Below are 13,853 nucleotides of genomic sequence, written 5' to 3'. Positions count from 1 at the left end.
GAAAATCGCCCTCGAGAAGCGCACCGAAAGCGACGCTGCATGGAAACGCTTAGGGCGGTCCTGAACGCACCGTCTGGTATGTACGTAGTCACGCGTCGGCGTCGTCCCCCGGCGAGGGTGGTAGCATGAGCGAGGACGAGGCAAACGGTGACGAAGCCGCGGCCGACGACGAGCCATCGGTCGATCTCGAGTCGATCGAAGCCGACCTCGAGTCGGTTCGTGGCGACCTCGACGACCTCGAAGACGACCTCGAGGCGGCCGACACCGAAGCCGACCTGGACGTCGTCGAGGGTGACCTCGAGACCGTCCGTACGGACCTCGAGTCGATCGAGGTTCCCGAACCACCCGAGTCCGACGACGAGGACGAGGACGAAGACGACGAGCCCGCCCCCGAAGAGGAACTGCAGGAGACCTACGACGACCTCGAGAGCGACCTCGGCGACCTCGAGGACGACCTCGAAGAGCAGCGTGGTCCCTACGCCGAGGACGTCGTCAGCGAGATCACCGGCGTCAGCGGGACGATCACGGGAACTCGGTGGACGTTCGAGGGCGACGAGGAGCTGATCGAGGCGACTGAGGACTTCCTCGCGGGTCTCAACGAGTTGCTCGGAACCGACGTCACCCTCCCGGACGACCTCGAGCCCGCTCCCGGCGCGGAACTCGGTGACGACGGCCCCATCGACGGAAACGTCCCCGAGCGACTCGAGGCGACGCTCGAGGAATCCACCGACGCCGTCGAGGCCGCCGATCTCGACGCCGACGACGACGCCGAGACGATCGCCGGGCTGCTCGAACGCTGCGACGACTTCGAGTCCGACGTCGACGATGCGACCGAGTGGACGGACCTCGAGGTGCGCGAACAGCTCCGTCGCGAGGGCTTTTACGATGTCCTCGACCACGTCAAAGACTTCCCACCGGAGTGGCACGCCATCAAAGTCCACGAAAAGCGAGGTAACGTCGAGCAGATCCTGCTGGCTTACGAGAGCCTCGGCTCCGACTTCATGGAAGAACACTGCCTCGAGGCGCTCGAACGGATGGGCCCCGAGGAGGCGATCGATCCCATGCTCCAGAAAGCGGGTCGTCGCGACACGGCGGCGATGAGCATCCTCGGGAAGATCGGCGTCGCAGACGACGAGGTCGTCGAGACGCTGCTCGATTACGTCGACTCCAACCGCGACCTCCAGAAACCGGCGTTCCGGGCGCTGGGCGAAATCGGGGCCGAAGACGCCGTCCAGCCCATCGCGAACCAGCTCGTCGCCGACGATCCGGACGTCCGTAGCTGGGCGGCCCGCGCGCTCGGACTGATCGGTGACACCCGCGTTATCGAGCCGCTGGCTGACGTCCTGGCGGACGACGAGGAAGATCGAGTTCGGGCGAGCGCCGCCTGGGCGCTCAACCAGATCGGAACCCAGGACGCCCTCGAGATCGTCGCCGACTACGACGCCGACCGCGCCTACCTCGTCCAGGTCGAAGCGCAGAAAGTCGACCTCGAGCCGGCAGCCTGAGTCGGGTTACGAGTTCGGGTTCAGTTTTTCGTCCAGTTGCTGGCGCCCACACGTCGCGGAGGAGCTATCCGGTTTCGTCTCTGTCAAACTCATTACTGAGTGATAGGATTCAGCGCCCGTGCTGAACCCACAGCGCAAATGTGGCACTCGATAGAGCGCGATCTGCGCGAAGAGTCGAACGCTCAGTACAGGCCGCATATGCATCATAGACCATACTATCCATCAATTAGGGTTAATTTCTCACGTGTCTCAGTTGGAATTGGATTGACGTATTTCACATCTTCGTCGTTACAAAGATCGTCGAAATCGCCGTCGGTTGTAATCAAGTAATCGGCGTCATATGCTCGTGCAAGCGCGAGGATGAACGAATCGTACACGTCGTGGTTTTTGTCAGCGCTGATCTCGTACGCCTCGAGCAGCGTTGTCTCGGTAGCACTGACGATTCGTGCAGGGCTACGAACAAGTGATTGGATAGCATTCCGAGCATCAACTGCGTCTACTCCAAAATTGCTCGTCATCAGATACTGTGCTCGCAACGGATAATAATCAAACACGAGCAAGACGTTTGGTCCATCAATTGCGTTTTGGACCCACGGATACACATCGTCATGTGCAGGATGATCATCGGTGAGCGCGATTGCTAGTACGTTCACGTCAGTAAGAACTGTCACTTCAGTAGGGAGAGAATCAGTCATCAGATAGTCGCTCACTGGTCCATCGGCCCGAAGAGGGTTTCTCCGGCATCAGTTGGTGTCGTGTTCTCCCAGTTCTTCTGACCGGCTGTTGCTGTCTCTAATTTCGAACTTGGTTTGGGGTTGACTTCAAGCACCGATCCGACAAGAGTTGCAGGAATCTCATCGTTTGATTCGATTCCTAATCGGTCCCGAACCTCTTTTGGGAGTGTTACCCGCCCTCTATCGTCCACTGTGAGTGTAAGTTCTTCCCCGTTGTTCGCTTCAAATGCGGACTTTCCCATTTTGAATCGCCTAATTCCCACTACTCTGTTGACATACAAAACTCTTGCGCCACTCGAAATGCTGATCAGTTCGCACGTGTAGTCAGCAGGTGCTTCACTGATTTCGACGTGAAGCAAACAAAGTCATCGTGCTGCATCCATGCTCTGTATGCAGCAGGCCTCTGTTGACAGTGATTCGGGAGTTCGGACAGAGTTTGCTGAGTAACAGCGACAAAGCGATCCTCTCCCACTCGTTTCGACTACATCGAACGTGCACAACTTCACCGGAAGGCCGTGCTGTATATCTGTTTTACAGTCAGCAGCCAACTCTTGTCGTTTGCTGATGATTTCAACAGCGCCCCGAGTTTTTAAATACGATTGGGCGACCAAACTGACCGATGTCGTCTCCTCGAGCGAGGGTCGCGATCATGCTCGTCCTCTGTGCGCTCACGATCGCCGGAACTGCTCCGGCCGTGGCTGCAGCCGGCGACGGCACGGCTGGCATCGAGTCGGAATCGTCGCCGGTCGACTGTCACGCCGACCGAACGGCATCCGCCGACCTCGAGGAGCCACGGATCGTCGAACTCTATCCTAACCCGACGATTGACGACAACGTCGGCGAGTATCTGGTCGTCGAGACACCGCCCGAGACGACGTTCGAGAACTTGACCGTTACCGACGGCCATACGACCGCCCGGTTTCCGGACGAGCGCGTCTCCGGTCGTGTGGCTGCGAGCACCGACGCGACGGTCACCGAGACGCTGACCGACGACCCGGTGATCGAGCTCGAGGGGAGTATCCGGCTCGCCGTCGACGGTGACGACCTCGAACTCCGGGATGGTGACGAGCCGGTCGACGCCGTCTCATACGAGCGAGCGCCGCTCGCCGAACGCTGGCACCGGATCGATCCTGACGGCGCGAGCGAGACCGAAGACGCAGCCAGTGCGCTGGACGATGTGGCCGGGGCTGAACGGGACGGCCAGGGGAAGTGGCATCCTCGAGATGCGACCTGCCTCCCCGTCTCGAGCACCGCCGTCGATGAGGCGACCACGTTCGTTCTCCCCGATTCGCCCGAGGTGCCACGGGAGACGCTCCAGGCGGCCGACGAGCGTATTCTTCTCGCTGGCTACACGATCAGCTCCGACGCCGTCGCTCGAGATCTCGTCGACGCGGTCGATCGCGGGGTCGACGTGGCGGTGCTCGTCGAGTCGGGTCCCGTCGGCGGCACACCCGCTGCGAGCGAACCCGTCCTCGAAATGCTCGACGCTGGCGGCGTCGACGTCAGAGCTATCGGCGGTGAAGGCGCTCGTTACCGGTATCACCACCCCAAGTACGCCGTCGCCGACGATCGGGTGCTGGTGACGAGCGAGAACTGGAATCCAAGCGGCGTCGGCGGCGAGTCGAGTCGCGGCTGGGGTGTTCGCGTCGTCGACGCCGACCTCGCGGCGGACCTCGAGGCGGTCTTCTGGGCTGATTTCGAGGGCCGGGACACCGAGCCCGGAGCGGCGTTCCGAGCGAACGCCACCTTCGTCGAGGGAGACGACGCGGCGGACGATCGGACCCGCACGTTTCCGACCGACCACGACGCGACGGCGGTCAACGCAGACGCCGTCGACCTCCTTCTCGCGCCGGACAACGCCGAAGCGGCGACCCTGGAGCTTCTCGGCGGTGCTGACGACGAGATCCTGATCAAACAAGCGAGTATCGCGGCCGACGCGACCGTCCTCGAGGAGACCGTCGCGGCGGCCCGTCGTGGCGTCGACGTCCGGATCTTGCTCGATTCAACCTGGTACCACGAGGACGAGAACGCGGCGCTCCGGGACGACCTCGAGCGAACCGCGGCCACGGAGGGCCTCCCGCTCGAAGTCGAACTCGTCGACGAGACGGACCGGTTCGAGAAAATCCACGCCAAGGGTGTCGTCGTCGATCGGGAGGTCGCGATCGTCGGCAGTGCGAACTGGAACCAGAACGCCTTCGAGAACAATCGGGAGGTTCTTCTGGCGGTTCACGGGACTGAGGCTGGCGAGTACTATGCGGACGTCTTCGAGGCGGATTGGGAGGACGATCCGTGGTCATTGCCGTTTGGCCTCTCGGTGACGGTCGTCGTGGCGCTCTTGCTCGCAGCGGTGGTGGGTTATCGCTACGTTAGTTTCGGGACCGAACGAGCTGTCGGTCGAGGACGCTCAGCGGAGTAGTGTCGGCAGTTTCCGCCGGGTCAGTCGGCCCGGCCCTCGAGTTCGAGGTGTTTACAGCGGTCTCGTTCGGCGTCGAAACAATCGGGACACTCCGCTGGCCGGTCGATGATGGTGTCCAGGCGCTCGGCGACGGTGTCGTCGATGACGCTCTCGAGTGCGCGGGCCTCCTCGCGGTACTCTTCGACCTCGAGGACGTTCGCGAGGAACCGTTCGATGATACAGTAGGTCTGGAGGGCATCGTGGGCGCGCTCGAGCCCTTCGTCGGTCAGGCTCGCGCCCTTGTACTTCTCGTGTTCGACGAGATCGCGTGCTTCGAGTTTGCCGATCATCTCGTTGACGCTCGCGGGGCTGACCTCGAGTAAGTCGGCGAGCGTCCCCGTCGAAGCGGGGCCTTCTTCGATGCGCTGGGCGAGATAGATCGCCTTGAGATATTGGTCTCCAGTGTTCATCGCTGTCCTCCGTTGGAGTCGGCCGTGTCCGTCGTCCGGTCGGTCGTGTCTGGCTGTACCTCGATCGGCCCGCCCGCCGCCTCACTTGCCCAGATCATGCTCTGCGCTCCATGATGTCGGTTACGTCCTCGACACCCTCTTTTTCCTCTTCACGGATGTCATACAGCGTCTCGAGCAGCCGGTTCCGATCGATCGCGAACTCGGCGTCGGACGTCTCGACTGCATCGATCAGGTCGTCGTAGAACTTATAGGCCGTCTCTTCGTTGGCCAGTTGATCGTAGAGGACCCCATCGGTGTCCTCCGGCGGGCCGTACCGGGCGCTGACCAGCTGGTTGATCTCCTCGTAGGGGACGGTTTCGGCGTCGAGTTCGTCGACGAGCGCCTCCAGCCGTTCGCGATGGTCGGCCGACTCTTCGGCGGCTTCCGCAAGCAACGCGTACACCTCGTCGTCGATCGCGTCCCGTTCGTCCTCCGGGAGTGATTCGAGGTGGTGTGCGGCGCGGGACTCGACGACCTCTTCCAGCACGACCCCGATCTGGAGGAGTCGAGCGAGCTGATGGTCGCTCGAGACGCGCTGTCCCAGACTCATAGCTACTCGTCGGTGGGCCCGTTACTTAACTTCAGGCATCCAGTCGATAACATTGTGCGCGCGGTGTCTGTCCACAGAAGGGGATGTCGTCGACGAGTCTGACCGGACCCGTTGACAGTACTGCGATTCGCTAGACCGTCACATAGAAGGTTCACCAGCAGCATGAACAGGTATGAGCCAGGCGGAACCTTCCTCAGGCGTCCGGTTGACGCTTGATCTGTGGCACCCAAACTGCTGGGCCATCGAAGCGACGGGCCAAACCGGCGGTGGTGTGTTAGCACACGCGATCTACGACTCACCCAGCGCTGTCAGTGATAGCCCCCGAAGGGTCAATGGCCTGTTCACCGCGTTTGGAGAGACAGTCGACGAAGTCGAGATGCTCCTCGAGGCTATTCGAGACTCCGAGCACTCGGGCGACGTCCTCGAGTTACAGGAACGATTCGGCCGGGCGCGCAACGCGCCGGGAAACGTCGTTCGTGAGTTCTTCGTCGAGTACGATCCGAACGACATGATGTGTCCGACTCTCCTCGAAAACGGATTCGTCCACAGCGCGCCGGTGCGCATCCAGGGCGGCAGCGAGGAGTGGCACGTCTGCTTTGCAGGCGAACGCAGTGAGATCGAAGACGCACTCGATCAGGTTCGTGAAACGTCGGGAGCGGACGTGTCCGTCGCATCGATTACGACGTCCGATCCGGATGGCCGTTCCTCTCGTGATCGGCGACTCGACAATCTGACGCCGACTCAGCGAGAGGTGTTCGAACATGCCCGTGAGACGGGCTACTACGAGTGGCCCCGTGGAACGACGACCCGCGAACTCGCTGACGACCTCGACGTCTCGAAATCGACGCTCTTAGAGCACCTCCGGAAGGCAGAGTCGACGCTCCTCGACCCCTGAGAGTCGGGGCTACAGGAAAGCACAGGCTGACTGGGACCCTGTCCAGTCACACACCTCAGGACAACGTCGGGTATAGTATACGGGATCACTACAGGCCGTAGGGGGGTGACTGTGTGCGACGGTCGGTGCGACCGGTAGCGTACCGGCTTACCCGATCTCGAGGCGGTATCGGTCAGCTGAGGATCGCTCGAACGGCGAACAGGAGGTTCTCTTTGCGTTCTCTGACCCGTCGGTAGAAGTACGACGCCCATTTTTGCCCGTAGGGGACGTACTGATAGACCTCGACGCCCGCGGCGGCGAGTTCGTACTGGGCGTCGGTTCGAACGCCCGTCAGCATCTGGATTTCGTAGGGTGTCCCGTACTCCTGGTGGAACTGGCGAGCCCGTGCGATGACTGCTGGATCGTGACTCCCGATGGCGACGCCGTCCTCGAAGTGTTCGAACATGTACTCGATCAACTCGAGGTAGACCTCGTCGACGCGACCCTTGTCCTTGTAGGCGACCTCACTGGGCTCGTCGTACGCTCCCTTGACGATTCGCACTTTTCCCGGTGCGTCTGCCAGACGTTCTACGTCCTCGCGGGTTCGCTTGAGGTTAGCCTGGAGACAGAGTCCCATCCCGCCGTGTTCGCGGACGAGCGGCTCGTAGACGTCGAGGGTCGCATCGGTCGTCGTGTGATCTTCCATGTCGACCCAGACGAAGACGTCCCGTTCGGCACCGCGTTCGACGATTTTGGTGAGGTTCTCGTCGAACACGTCCTGGCCGAGGTCGAGGCCGATCTGGGACGGTTTCACCGAGACGCAGCCGTCGATGCCCGCGTCCGCGATCTCGTCGATCAAGCCGATATATGCGTACGTATCTCCCGTCGCGTCGGCCGGATCGTCGTAGTGTTCGCCGAGGAGGTTACAAATCCCGGCAACGTTTCGCGTGTTGAGCGTTCGGACGTGCTCGAGCACCTCGCTGGGTGACTCACCAGCGACGAATCGGTTAGCGATCGGTGGAATCATCTTACTATAGTAGGTCGAGAGCGTCCCAATAAGCTACGACCCGACCAATTCTATCACCTTCCCGTTCGGAGAAACGAACTCGAGCGGCCCGAGCCGACCATGGGAGGGTCGACGTACACGGTGGCCGCCGAGTAGGTACAGGTATGTCCGAACAAGCGACGACAGACCCGTACCGCCATTACGTAAACGGCGAGTGGACCGACGGACACGGCTCGGAGACGTTCGACAGTGAGAATCCGGCGACCGGCGAACCGCTTGCGACGTTCCACCGCGGCACGGAAGCGGACGTCGACGCGGCGCTCGAGGCTGCGGAGGACGCCTTCGAGGAGTGGCGTGAACTTTCACATATCGACCGCGCGGAGTACCTCTGGGACATCTATCACGAACTGCGCGAGCGCCACGACGAGCTGGGCGAGATCATCACCAAAGAGTGTGGCAAGGAGATCTCCGAGGGGAAAGCAGACGTCGCCGAAGCCTGGCACATGGTCGAGTGGGCGGCGGGCAACGCCCGTCACCCACACGGTGACGTCGTCCCGAGCGAGATCGGCTCGAAAGACGCCTACATGCGCCGTAAGCCCCGCGGTGTCATCGGCTGTATCACGCCGTGGAACTTCCCCGTCGCGATCCCGTTCTGGCACATGGCTATCGCGCTGGTCGAAGGGAACACCGTCGTCTGGAAGCCCGCCGAACAGACGCCGTGGTGTGGCCAGATCATCGCCGAGATGTTCGAGGACGCCGGAATTCCGGACGGCGTCTTCAACATGGTCCAGGGCTTCGGTGACGCTGGCGCGGCGATCTCCGAGGACGAGCGCGTCGACACCGTCCTCTTTACCGGCTCCGCGGAGGTCGGCCACGAAATCGCGAGCAAGGTCGGTGGCGAGCCGGGCAAACTTGCAGCCTGTGAGATGGGCGGCAAAAACGGCATCGTCATCACCGAAAACGCGGATCTCGATATCGCCGTCCACTCGGCGGTCATGTCCAGTTTCAAGACGACGGGCCAGCGCTGTGTCTCGTCCGAACGCCTGATCGTCCACACGGACGTCTACGACGAGTTCAAAGACCGCTACGTCGAGATCGCCGAGAAAGTCGCGGTCGACGATCCGCTCGAGGAGGACACGTTCATGGGGCCGGCGATCGAGCCGGAACACGTCGAAAAGATCCAGAAACACAACGAACTGGCCCGACAGGAAGGTGCCGAGGTTCTGGTCGACCGATTCGAACTCGACGACGACGAGATTCCGGACGGCCACGAAGACGGCAACTGGGTCGGCCCGTTCGTCTACGAGATCGAGTACGACTCGGACCTGCGCTGTCTGAAAGAGGAGTGTTTCGGCCCCCACGTTGCCTTGCTCGAGTACGACGGTGACATCGAACGCGCCCTCGAGATCCACAACGACACGCCCTACGGATTGGCCGGCGCCATCATCTCCGAGGACTACCGCCAGATCAACTACTTCCGTGACCATGCAGAACTCGGCCTCGCGTACGCGAACCTGCCGTGTATCGGTGCGGAGGTTCATCTCCCCTTCGGCGGCGTCAAGAAGTCGGGCAACGGCTACCCGTCCGCCCGCGAGGCCATCGAGGCCGTCACCGAGCGCACTGCCTGGACGCTGAACAACTCCAAGGATATCGAGATGGCCCAGGGCCTCTCTGCGGACATCACGACCCAGGACGACTGAGCAGTCCCGGACCACCCAGTCACTTCTCGTTGCTGTACACGACTGTCTGGTAGTACACAGAGCGCGCTGTGAACGCTCGAGCGCCGTGTTTTTGCCCGTACGAACCCGTTCTCGACTCCGAACTGTGGTGTGAGTAACTGTTAACACATCATCCGTGTACGTCTGTGGTATGGCAGACCCACGCATCGTCGCGGTCGGATCGTCGCCAATCGGTGCGACAGACCTGACTGGGTGCGACCTCTTCACCGCGGCGCTGACGGAGGCGTTCGACGGGCTGCCCGACCCGGCAGAACTCGTCGACGCCATCTATGTCGGCAACCAGTCCGAGACGTACGAACACCAGATCATGTACGGCACCCTCATCGCCGAGTGGGCTGGGCTGCGGAACGTGCCCGCCGAACGCGTCGAGGGCTGTGCGGCCGCCGGCGCGCTCGCGCTGAAACACGCCGTCGAAGACGTTCGGTCGGGAACCAGAGACGCCGTCCTGGCCTGCGGCGTCGAGAAGATGACCGCTGGCGGCACTGCCGGTGCAACCAACGCCCTCTCGGCTGCCTTCGATAGGGCCCTCGAGCAGCGCTCCGGAATCACGGCCCCGAGCCAGTACGCCCTGCTTGCCCAGCGGTATCTCCACGAGACCGACGCGACCGAGGAGGAACTCGCCCACATCGCGGTGAAAAACCACCGCAACGCCGCCTCGAATCCTCGCGCACAGTACCAACAGGAGATCGACCTCGAGACCGTACTCGAGTCGAACTACATCGCCCCGCCGCTGAAACTGTTCGACTGTGCACCCATCAGCGACGGGTCGGCCGTCGTCCTGGTGACGAGTGCCGAGTTGGCGGCCGACCTCGTCGCTCGAGACGAGCAGGTTCGCGTCGGCGGCGTCGGCGCGGCGGCGAACAACATCGCGGTCGCCGAACGCGACCTGACGTTCGTCGAAGGAGCGAACGTCGCCGCGAGCCGCGCGTTCGACCAGGCCGGCCTCGAGCCCGAAGCCGTCGACGTCGCCGAGGTCCACGACGCGTTCACCGTCTGTGAGGCGCTCCTCTCTGAAGCCGTCGGGTTCGCCCCACACGGACTGGGCTATGAGAGCGCACTCGAGCCGGATGAGCGCTCCGATGGGTGGACCGACGTCCGTCTCAGCACGAGTGGCGGGCTGAAAGCCCGCGGCCATCCGATCGGTGCAACCGGACTCATGCAGGCAATCGAAGCGTACGAACAGCTCACCGACACGGCGACTGACGAGCGCCAGGTTCCCGACGCGGAAGCCGCACTGCTCGTCAACGAAGGTGGCGTCGCTGACGCCGTCACCGTCGCACACGTCCTCACGAACTGATCACCCATGACAGACGATAGTACATCCTACGAACTCGAGTCGCCTGAAGACGTCACGCCCGACAATCCGTTCACGCTTCCCGGCTTCTTCGACGCGATGGCCGACGGCGAGTTACTCGCCGCCCACTGCACCGACTGTGACACGCGGCTCGTGCCGCCACGACCGGCCTGTTACGCCTGTGGCAGTCGCGCGCTCGACCTCGAGGCCCAGCCGAAACGGGGCACGATCGTCTCCTACACCGAGGTTCGCGTCCCGCCGGACCCCTTCCTCGACCGCGCGCCGTTTCCGGTGGCGATCGTCGAACTCGACTCCGGGGCGCGGCTCACCGGCCGCGTCGACGCATCCTACGACGACCTCGAGATCGACCTGCCGGTCTCGCTCTCGATCCGGGAGCCGGGGCCGATCGAACGCGAGGTCGCCCGCGATCACGAGGCGGAGTGGCCGATCCACGTCTTCGAACTCGAGTGAGCGGTCGCTCGGGCTCGATCGCGTCCGCTGGCGGACGGGTGTGACGGGCCGAAAAAACCGACTTCGAATCCTGTGTTAGTCGCGCTGGCGAAGCCGTGCGGCGACCAGTTCCTCTAAGTCCTCACGCAGTTCGTCGACGGCGACCTCCTCGAGCACTGGCACGAAGAAGCCTTCGACGAGCATGTTGCGCGCCGACCGTGGGTCGATCCCGCGGGAGGTCATGTAGAACAGGTCCTCCTGGTCGATCTGACCGACCGTCGCCGAGTGGCTGGCCTCGGTGTCGTGGTTGTTGATGATCAGCTTCGGGGAGGCGTCGGCCTCGCTCTCATCGGAGAGCATGAGCGTGTTCTCACGCTGGTAGGAGCTAGTGTCCCAGGCGTCGCGACCGACGTCCTGGACGCCCTCGTAGACCGAGCGGGCGACATCGTCGGTGACGCCGCGGGTGACGAGGTCTGCCGTAGTGTGCTCGGCGCGGTGCCAGACCTTCGCATCGAGGTCGAAGTGCTGGTCGTCGTGGCCGTAGAAAGCGCCGACGATCTGGGTTTCCGAAGAGTCGCCGTTGAGCTCCGTCGAGACGCTCGACTTCGTCAGCTGCGTGCCGAGGTTGACTTCGATCCAGTTGATCGTCGCGTACGTGTCGGCGTCGCCGCGTTTGTACGAGAAGTTGTACGCTTCCTCCGAGAGGTTCTGGAGGCTGCCGTACTGGACGTTACTGTTCTCGCCAGCGACGACTTCGACGATGCCGCTGTAGTACTGTTCGTCCTGCTCGGCGCCAGTGGACTGGCGCTCGAGGATCGTCACCGAGCTCGATTCCTCGGCGACGACGAGCGTGTAATTGAACAGCGAGCGGGAGTTCTGCTCGGTGCGGATCGTCACGTCTTCTGCGTCGACGCCCTCGGGGACGTAGACGACGGTCCCAGTGCTAAACAGCGCCGTCGAGAGCGCAGTGAGGTAGTTCTCCTGGGGATCGATGACGCTGCCGAAGTACTCCTCGAGGAGCGCTTCGTGCTCGTCGACGGCCTCACTCCAGGCGAGGACCTCGACCTCGTCGGGACCGACCTGGTCTTTGTTCTCCGCGGCGTTCAGCGGATCAACGAGCGACTCGTAATCGAGTTCGTGGAGATTCGTCCAGTCGCGACCCGGCGTTCGGATGACGTCGGGCATGTCGAGTTCTTCGAGTGCATCGAGTGCCTCGAGGCGGGTCTCGAGCATCCACTCGGGCTCGTCGAAGTCGCCCGAAAGTTGGCGTACCTGTTCTTCAGTCAGATTGGCGTGTACCTGCGTCGTACTCATATTATCCGAGGCTCCCCTCCATCTCGAGTTCGATCAAGCGGTTCAGTTCGACGGCGTACTCGATCGGCAGTTCTTCGGTGATCGGTTCGATGAAGCCGGCGACGATCATCTTCTTGGCGTCGTCGTCGTCGAGGCCGCGACTCTGCAGATAGAAGATGTCCTCGTCGCCGATCTTGCCGACGGTCGCCTCGTGGGCGACGTCGACTTTCGACTCTTCGATCTCCATGTACGGCATGGTGTCGGAGGTCGACTCGTTGTCGAACATCAGCGCGTCACACTCGACGGCTGTGCTCGAATTTTCGGCACCGTCGGCGATGTGGACCAGACCGCGGTAGTTGGTGCGACCGCCGTCTTTCGAGATCGACTTCGACTCGATAGTCGATTTGGTCTCGGGAGCGTTGTGGTAGACTTTCGCGCCGGTGTCGATGTCCTGGCCTTCGCCGGCGAAGGCGATGGTGATGTGGGTGTCGGTTGCACCGCGACCCTTGAGGATCGAACACGGGTAGAGCATGGTAGCTTTCGAGCCCATCGAACCCGAGATCCACTCCATCGTGCCGTTTTCCTCGACGATGGCGCGTTTCGTGTTCAGGTTGTAGGTGTTGCGCGACCAGTTCTGGACCGTCGAGTACTGGACGTGGGCGTCTTCTTTGACGAAGACCTCGACGCCCCCGCTGTGGAGGTTAAACGCCGAGTACTTGGGTGCCGAACAGCCCTCGATGTAGTGGACTTCGCTGCCTGGTTCGGCGACGATGAGGGTGTGTTCGAACTGGCCCATTCCCTCGGTGTTCATGCGGAAGTACGCCTGGACGGGCATCTCGACGGTGACGTCCTCGGGGACGTAGACGAACGAGCCGCCGGACCAGATCGCCCCGTGGAGTGCCGCGAACTTGTTGTCGCTCGGGGGCACACACGTCGTCATGAAGTACTCTTTGACGATTTCGGGGTGTTCCTGGACCGCGCGGTCCATGTTCATGAAGATGACCCCCTTCTCCTCCCACTGGGACTTCATGTTCTGGTAGACGACCTCGGACTCGTACTGCGCGCCGACGCCCGAGAGCGCCTCTTTCTCGGCTTCCGGGATGCCGAGTTTGTCGAAAGTGTCTTTGATCTCATCGGGGAGGTTCTCCCAGTCGTCGGTCCCCTCGCGCATCTCGACGTCCGGGCGGATGTAGGGGACGATCTTGTTGACGTCGACTTCCGAGAGGTCCGGCTGTCCCGGCCAGCCGGTCGGCATCGGCATCTCCTGAAAAACCTTCAGCGCACGCAGACGCCGCTCGAGCATCCACTCGGGCTCGTCTTTGTCTTCGGACATGAGCCTGATGGTTTCTTCATCGAGGCCCTTTTCGGCGGTAAGCGCGGCTTTGTGTTCGTTTTTGAACGCAAACCGGTCTTCGGTGTTCGTCGTTTTGAGGTGTTCTTGTTCGGAACTCATGATTTGTATACGGTGATGGTTACGGTCGTAGCTTCATATCCGTTTGGCTAG

The 13,853-nt window shown here is 62.2% G+C and carries 13 protein-coding genes; 6 read left to right on the top strand and 7 right to left on the bottom strand.

Annotated elements, in window-relative coordinates:
• Positions 1-125: 125 nt before the first annotated feature.
• On the top strand, positions 126-1,505 hold the full coding sequence (locus AArc1_RS13310) for a HEAT repeat domain-containing protein (protein WP_117364833.1): 1,380 nt from the start codon (positions 126-128) through the stop codon (positions 1,503-1,505).
• A gap of 215 nt (positions 1,506-1,720) precedes the next feature.
• On the opposite strand, the gene AArc1_RS13305 is transcribed toward AArc1_RS13310, so the two are convergent.
• Both AArc1_RS13305 and AArc1_RS13300 read right to left on the bottom strand, forming a co-directional pair.
• Positions 1,721-2,200, bottom strand: coding sequence for a type II toxin-antitoxin system VapC family toxin (locus tag AArc1_RS13305; RefSeq protein WP_117365893.1), 480 nt, complete (start codon positions 2,198-2,200; stop codon positions 1,721-1,723).
• Positions 2,201-2,211: 11 nt separating this feature from the next.
• Positions 2,212-2,481, bottom strand: coding sequence for an AbrB/MazE/SpoVT family DNA-binding domain-containing protein (locus AArc1_RS13300; RefSeq protein ID WP_004216296.1), 270 nt, complete (start codon positions 2,479-2,481; stop codon positions 2,212-2,214).
• A gap of 377 nt (positions 2,482-2,858) precedes the next feature.
• On the opposite strand from AArc1_RS13300, the gene AArc1_RS13295 reads away from it, so the two are divergent.
• Positions 2,859-4,655, top strand: a complete 1,797-nt coding sequence (locus AArc1_RS13295; RefSeq protein ID WP_117364832.1) for a phospholipase D-like domain-containing protein — start codon at positions 2,859-2,861, stop codon at positions 4,653-4,655.
• 20 nt (positions 4,656-4,675) lie between these two features.
• Here AArc1_RS13295 and AArc1_RS13290 read toward each other — a convergent pair whose 3' ends face one another.
• The gene (locus tag AArc1_RS13290; protein WP_117364831.1) at positions 4,676-5,104 is read right to left on the bottom strand and encodes a metal-dependent transcriptional regulator; all 429 of its coding nucleotides are present in this window, start codon (positions 5,102-5,104) and stop codon (positions 4,676-4,678) included.
• 94 nt (positions 5,105-5,198) lie between these two features.
• Positions 5,199-5,693, bottom strand: a complete 495-nt coding sequence (locus AArc1_RS13285; RefSeq protein ID WP_117364830.1) for a ferritin-like domain-containing protein — start codon at positions 5,691-5,693, stop codon at positions 5,199-5,201.
• A 172-nt stretch (positions 5,694-5,865) separates the two neighbouring features.
• Here AArc1_RS13285 and AArc1_RS13280 point away from each other — a divergent pair, with 172 nt between their 5' ends.
• A complete protein-coding gene (locus tag AArc1_RS13280) occupies positions 5,866-6,588 on the top strand; it encodes a helix-turn-helix domain-containing protein (RefSeq protein ID WP_117364829.1) in 723 nt (240 codons plus the stop codon).
• A gap of 172 nt (positions 6,589-6,760) precedes the next feature.
• On the opposite strand, the gene AArc1_RS13275 is transcribed toward AArc1_RS13280, so the two are convergent.
• Entirely contained in the window at positions 6,761-7,594 is an 834-nt protein-coding gene (locus AArc1_RS13275; protein WP_117364828.1) for a proline dehydrogenase family protein, read from the bottom strand.
• A gap of 143 nt (positions 7,595-7,737) precedes the next feature.
• On the opposite strand from AArc1_RS13275, the gene AArc1_RS13270 reads away from it, so the two are divergent.
• From AArc1_RS13270 to AArc1_RS13260, 3 genes are all read left to right on the top strand, one after another.
• On the top strand, positions 7,738-9,273 hold the full coding sequence (locus tag AArc1_RS13270) for an aldehyde dehydrogenase family protein (protein ID WP_117364827.1): 1,536 nt from the start codon (positions 7,738-7,740) through the stop codon (positions 9,271-9,273).
• Between the two features lie 169 nt (positions 9,274-9,442).
• Complete coding sequence (locus AArc1_RS13265; RefSeq protein WP_117365892.1) at positions 9,443-10,609, top strand: thiolase C-terminal domain-containing protein; 1,167 nt, start codon at positions 9,443-9,445, stop codon at positions 10,607-10,609.
• Positions 10,610-10,615: 6 nt separating this feature from the next.
• Positions 10,616-11,077 (top strand): Zn-ribbon domain-containing OB-fold protein, encoded by a 462-nt coding sequence (locus tag AArc1_RS13260; protein WP_117364826.1) that lies wholly within the window; start codon positions 10,616-10,618, stop codon positions 11,075-11,077.
• A 75-nt stretch (positions 11,078-11,152) separates the two neighbouring features.
• Here AArc1_RS13260 and sufD read toward each other — a convergent pair whose 3' ends face one another.
• Both sufD and sufB read right to left on the bottom strand, forming a co-directional pair.
• On the bottom strand, positions 11,153-12,370 hold the full coding sequence (sufD, locus tag AArc1_RS13255) for a Fe-S cluster assembly protein SufD (RefSeq protein ID WP_117364825.1): 1,218 nt from the start codon (positions 12,368-12,370) through the stop codon (positions 11,153-11,155).
• Position 12,371: 1 nt separating this feature from the next.
• On the bottom strand, positions 12,372-13,802 hold the full coding sequence (gene sufB, locus AArc1_RS13250; protein WP_117362529.1) for a Fe-S cluster assembly protein SufB: 1,431 nt from the start codon (positions 13,800-13,802) through the stop codon (positions 12,372-12,374).
• Positions 13,803-13,853 lie beyond the last annotated feature (51 nt).

It is taken from the genome of Natrarchaeobaculum sulfurireducens (genome assembly GCF_003430825.1).
In the GTDB taxonomy this organism is placed as follows: domain Archaea; phylum Halobacteriota; class Halobacteria; order Halobacteriales; family Natrialbaceae; genus Natrarchaeobaculum; species Natrarchaeobaculum sulfurireducens.
This window is presented reverse-complemented; position numbering and strand designations above follow the sequence as displayed.

Excerpts from the sequence above, each read along its gene's own strand:
- AArc1_RS13295 (WP_117364832.1), top strand. The coding sequence starts at position 2,859 with ATGTCGTCTCCTCGAGCGAGGGTCGCGATCATGCTCGTCCTCTGTGCG.
- AArc1_RS13285 (WP_117364830.1), bottom strand. The coding sequence starts at position 5,693 with ATGAGTCTGGGACAGCGCGTCTCGAGCGACCATCAGCTCGCTCGACTC.
- AArc1_RS13305 (WP_117365893.1), bottom strand. The coding sequence starts at position 2,200 with ATGACTGATTCTCTCCCTACTGAAGTGACAGTTCTTACTGACGTGAAC.
- AArc1_RS13275 (WP_117364828.1), bottom strand. The coding sequence starts at position 7,594 with ATGATTCCACCGATCGCTAACCGATTCGTCGCTGGTGAGTCACCCAGC.
- AArc1_RS13265 (WP_117365892.1), top strand. The coding sequence starts at position 9,443 with ATGGCAGACCCACGCATCGTCGCGGTCGGATCGTCGCCAATCGGTGCG.
- AArc1_RS13290 (WP_117364831.1), bottom strand. The coding sequence starts at position 5,104 with ATGAACACTGGAGACCAATATCTCAAGGCGATCTATCTCGCCCAGCGC.
- AArc1_RS13300 (WP_004216296.1), bottom strand. The coding sequence starts at position 2,481 with ATGGGAAAGTCCGCATTTGAAGCGAACAACGGGGAAGAACTTACACTC.
- AArc1_RS13280 (WP_117364829.1), top strand. The coding sequence starts at position 5,866 with ATGAGCCAGGCGGAACCTTCCTCAGGCGTCCGGTTGACGCTTGATCTG.
- AArc1_RS13310 (WP_117364833.1), top strand. The coding sequence starts at position 126 with ATGAGCGAGGACGAGGCAAACGGTGACGAAGCCGCGGCCGACGACGAG.
- sufD (WP_117364825.1), bottom strand. The coding sequence starts at position 12,370 with ATGAGTACGACGCAGGTACACGCCAATCTGACTGAAGAACAGGTACGC.
- AArc1_RS13270 (WP_117364827.1), top strand. The coding sequence starts at position 7,738 with ATGTCCGAACAAGCGACGACAGACCCGTACCGCCATTACGTAAACGGC.
- sufB (WP_117362529.1), bottom strand. The coding sequence starts at position 13,802 with ATGAGTTCCGAACAAGAACACCTCAAAACGACGAACACCGAAGACCGG.
- AArc1_RS13260 (WP_117364826.1), top strand. The coding sequence starts at position 10,616 with ATGACAGACGATAGTACATCCTACGAACTCGAGTCGCCTGAAGACGTC.